At 71.2% G+C, this 3,990-nt stretch carries 2 protein-coding genes; one reads left to right on the top strand and one right to left on the bottom strand.

Annotated features, from left to right (window positions below; all coding sequences use genetic code 11):
* The first annotated feature begins 572 nt into the window (after window positions 1-572).
* Entirely contained in the window at window positions 573-2,969 is a 2,397-nt protein-coding gene (locus tag ACY5KJ_RS18410) for a transglycosylase domain-containing protein (RefSeq protein ID WP_462188241.1), read from the top strand.
* A 39-nt stretch (window positions 2,970-3,008) separates the two neighbouring features.
* Here the strand turns inward: ACY5KJ_RS18410 and ACY5KJ_RS18405 are convergent.
* Window positions 3,009-3,990 (bottom strand): SIS domain-containing protein (locus tag ACY5KJ_RS18405; protein WP_462203947.1); only part of this gene is annotated, 982 nt, incomplete at its 5' end.

The following is a 3,990-nucleotide window of genomic DNA, read 5'->3' as shown; positions in this document are numbered from 1 at the left end:
GCCCCCGCCGGGCCGGTGACCCGGCCGCCCTCACCGGTCCCCGGCAGCCAGCCAGCCCATCGTCCGGCCGCACCCGCCCGGACCGGCCGGGGCACGCACCATCAGATCCACATTTCCTTAACGTCTGCTAAACAATGTAGGACGTACCGCACACACCGGACGTGGCGGCTGGTCCGCCGGTGAAACGCTCGTCTAGCGTTACCTGCGAATCAGACCGTCCGCGCCAACCGCCACGAATCGGCGCGCACCCGCTGCCACGTCGCACCGGGTTCGAGGCGGTGCTGCCGGTGAGCGACCAAGTGCCGGCTCACGCATGCTGGACAGGTCCCAGGAAGACTCCGGCCCTTGCGCCGGTCCACGGAGGGGGTGACGTCGACGTCTGTCGGACGGGAGTCGAGCACTCCATCTCGAGCCACCTCGCCCCCCGCGCGAGCAAGCCGGCCGACCCGAGCAAGCCGGCCCGGTCGGGTGCCCCGTCGCACGCCGTCGCGCCGGAACGTGCCCCCACCCCGCCCCGATCCACCGCGCCGTCCCGATCCACCAGGCCGTCCCGATCCGCCAGGCCGGGCAACATGGCGAGCGGCGTCACCTACGCGGACGACGGCGCTTCCGCGCGTCGCTCCCCCGGCGGCACGGGCGACGGTCCGGCGGCGACCGGCGGGGCCGGGGCCGGGGGAGCGGGCAGGCCGCTCATCCCCCGTCCACCCGTGAACCGGCGTCGGGTCCTGAAGAAGATGGGGCTGACGGCGATCGTTCTCGGGCTGGTCGTCGCGTTGTTGTCCCTGCCGTTCGTCGGTGCGGTCGGCCTGTTCGCCAAGGGAAGCGCGGACCACTTCCTCGGGCTGCCCGCCGAGCTCGTCACGCCTCCGTTGCCGCAGAGTTCGACGATTCTGGCCGCCGACGGATCAGTGATCGCCATGTTGCGCGGGGCCGAGAACCGCATCGTCGTGCCCGGCAACGAGATCCCGAAGATCATGCGCGAGGCAATCATCTCGATCGAGGACGCCCGCTTCTACCAGCACGGCGGCGTCGACCCACAGGGCGTCTTCCGCGCCGCGCTGCGCAACAGCGAGGCCGGCGGAGTCTCTCAGGGCGGTTCGACGCTGACCCAGCAGTACGTCAAGAACGTGCTGCTGCAGAACGCCCGCACCACGCGGGAGCGAGAGGTCGCGGCCGGGAACTCCCTGGAACGCAAGATCCAGGAGCTCCGGTACGCCCTGGGCATCGAGAAGCGGTTCTCCAAGGACGAGATCCTGGAGCGATACCTCAACATCGCGTATTTCGGTGACGGGACGTACGGGATCGGCACCGCCGCCGAGCACTACTTCGGGGTGCCCATCTCCCAGGTCACTCTCGAACAGGCGGCGCTGCTCGCCGGGCTCGTGCAGAGTCCGTCCCGGTACAACCCCGCCGCTTACCCGGAGGCCGCGCTGGCCCGGCGCAACACCGTGCTGGACAAGATAGCCGCCGAGGGGTATATCTCCACCACCCAGGCAGAGGCGACGAAGCAGATGCCGCTGAACGTCGTGAAGGCCCCGCCGCCGGCCGCGGACTCCTGCGAGACGTCGTCGGCGCCGTTCTTCTGCGACTACGTGCGGTCCCAGCTGCGAGCGAGCCCGGCGCTCGGTTCCACCCTGGAGGAACGCAACCGACGCATCTACGAGGGCGGCCTGGTCATCAGGACCACTCTCGACCCAATGGTGCAGCAGGCAGCGCAGGACGCCGTCAACTCGACCGTGTCACCGAGCAGCCGGGTGTCGGCGACCGAGGTCGTCATCCAGCCCGGCACCGGCAACATCCTCGCCATGGCAGTGAACCGGGTGTACGGCTCGAACACAGCCGTCAACCAGACGGTGGTACCGCTGCCGACCAGCGCCACCTTCCAGCCCGGGTCGACGTTCAAGACCTTCGTGCTCGCCGCCACGCTCGAACAGGGCTACGGCACCTCAACGGCCTTCTACTCCCCGGCCTGCTACGAGACCAAGAAGTTCCCGTTGGACCGCGGTGAGGGCGACTGCCCCAGGGGTTTCTCGAACTCCGATCCCGCCGAGGCCGGCATCTACGACATCCCCAAGGGCACCTGGGACTCGGTGAACACCTTCTACGTGCAGCTCGCGGAGAAGACCGGCATCCCGGCGGTCCTGGAGATGGCCAAACGCCTGGGCGTCACACCGCCGAAGGCAGACAAGATCGGCTCCACCGACGGGGCCACCGCCATCGGCGGCGGCCAGTACATGTACGTCTCCCCGTTGCAGATGGCCGACGCCTACGCGACGATCGCCGGCGGCGGGGTGCGCTGCACGCCCCGCTTCGCCACCGAGGCCATCGACTCCAGCCACGACCCGATCGACATCGCCCAGCCGCGGCAGTGCGAACAGGTACTCGCCAAGGGTGTTGCTGACACCGTGACCAGTGTGCTCGCCGGCGTCCCGGTCCGCGGGACCGGGACCAAGGCCGCCATCGACCGCCCCTCGGCAGGCAAGACCGGCACCACCGACGAGTTCTCGGCCGCCTGGTATGTCGGCTTCACCCCGCAGCTCGCCGCGGCGGTATCCGTCGGCGACCCCATGGGGGCGGAGAGCCACCCGCTGCGGGGCGTCGTCGCCGACGGCCGGACCTGGCCCCATGTCTTCGGCGGCGACCTGCCCGCGATCATCTGGAGCAAGTCGATGCGGGCCGCCCTGGCCAACCGGCCGGTGGTCCCGTTGCCCGGCGCCGATCCGACCGTCGCGCGCGGCACCAAGGGAGGTCTGCAGAACACCCCGCCAGCACCGGCGCCCGGTCAGGGCCTCGGCGACTTGTTGCAGAACCTGGGTCAGCAGATCTTTCCCGGCATGGGCGGACAGCCACAGGGAGGCGGCGCCCAGCCCGGCACGGGCCAGAGCGGGCAGAACCAGGGACAGCCGCAGCAGCCTCAGAACGGCGTCGAACCGGGATCCGGCAGAGGGGATCAGCCTGCCGGCCGCTAGCCAGCCTTCCGGCGGCCTGGTCAGCGCCTGAGATCCTGGTCAACGCCTAAGGTCGTGGGCCGCGGGCACCTGCACGGGATCGACCCCGATCGCTAGGGCGAGATAAACGGCCGTGTAGTCGAACAGGCCGATGAGTGAGGCGAGCCGTTCCAGCGGCCCGCCGCCGTCGGCGCGCAGTTCGGTGACGCCGACGCCTCGCTCGGCCGCCACCGCCACCGCCGCCTCGGCCTGCCGGGCGACATCCAGGCGTTCGACGTCGGGATCGCGCAGCAGGACCAGGCGGAGCCGGATCGACTCGTCCTCCTCGGCGCGGTCGCGGAAGAAGTCGTCGAAGTCGTCGCGCACCGGGCCGCCAGCCGCGAGACCCGCGCCGAAAGCACCGTCGAACAGCGCGACCTGGTGGCGGGCGGGATGCGGCAGCGCCCCGGCGATGGCCGGATACTTCGCGTTCGTCGCGAGCTGGGTGACGGCACGTTCGGCCACCACGTTCGTCACCGGTGAGGTTCCCCAGATGATCGGCAACGTACCGGCCAGCTCGAGCGCCAGCGTCTTCGCCGGATTGACGAACGACTCGCTGGACGTACGGCAGCGGGTCGCGACGTCCTCGAGGCGGACGGCGGCCGCCTCGATCGCCTCGTCCGCCACCCGCGCGATACCCAGGGCCCGGGCGACGATGATCAGTGGCAGCGACAACGACCACAGGGCGGCACGAGCGGGCTGCTCCGCCGAGGTCACGACGAGGGGCGCACCGGCCACCCCGGCCAGGTGGGCCAGGGGGGTGTCGGCAGGGGCGACCACGGCCACCCGCGCGCCGCGCCGGTTCGCCTCCTCCACCGCCGAACAGGTCTCCGCGGAGGTACCGGACGCCGACACCGCAAGGACGACGTCGGCCACCCCCACCCAGCCCGGCAGGCCGTAGGTGTGGTGACCGATGACGGGCACCGGGCTGGCCGGCCCGGCGACGGCGGCGAGCACCCCGGCGGCCAGCGCCGCGCCGCCCACCCCCACCACGACGACCGCC

The sequence above is a fragment of the Frankia sp. CcWB3 genome (assembly GCF_977927595.1).
This window is presented reverse-complemented; position numbering and strand designations above follow the sequence as displayed.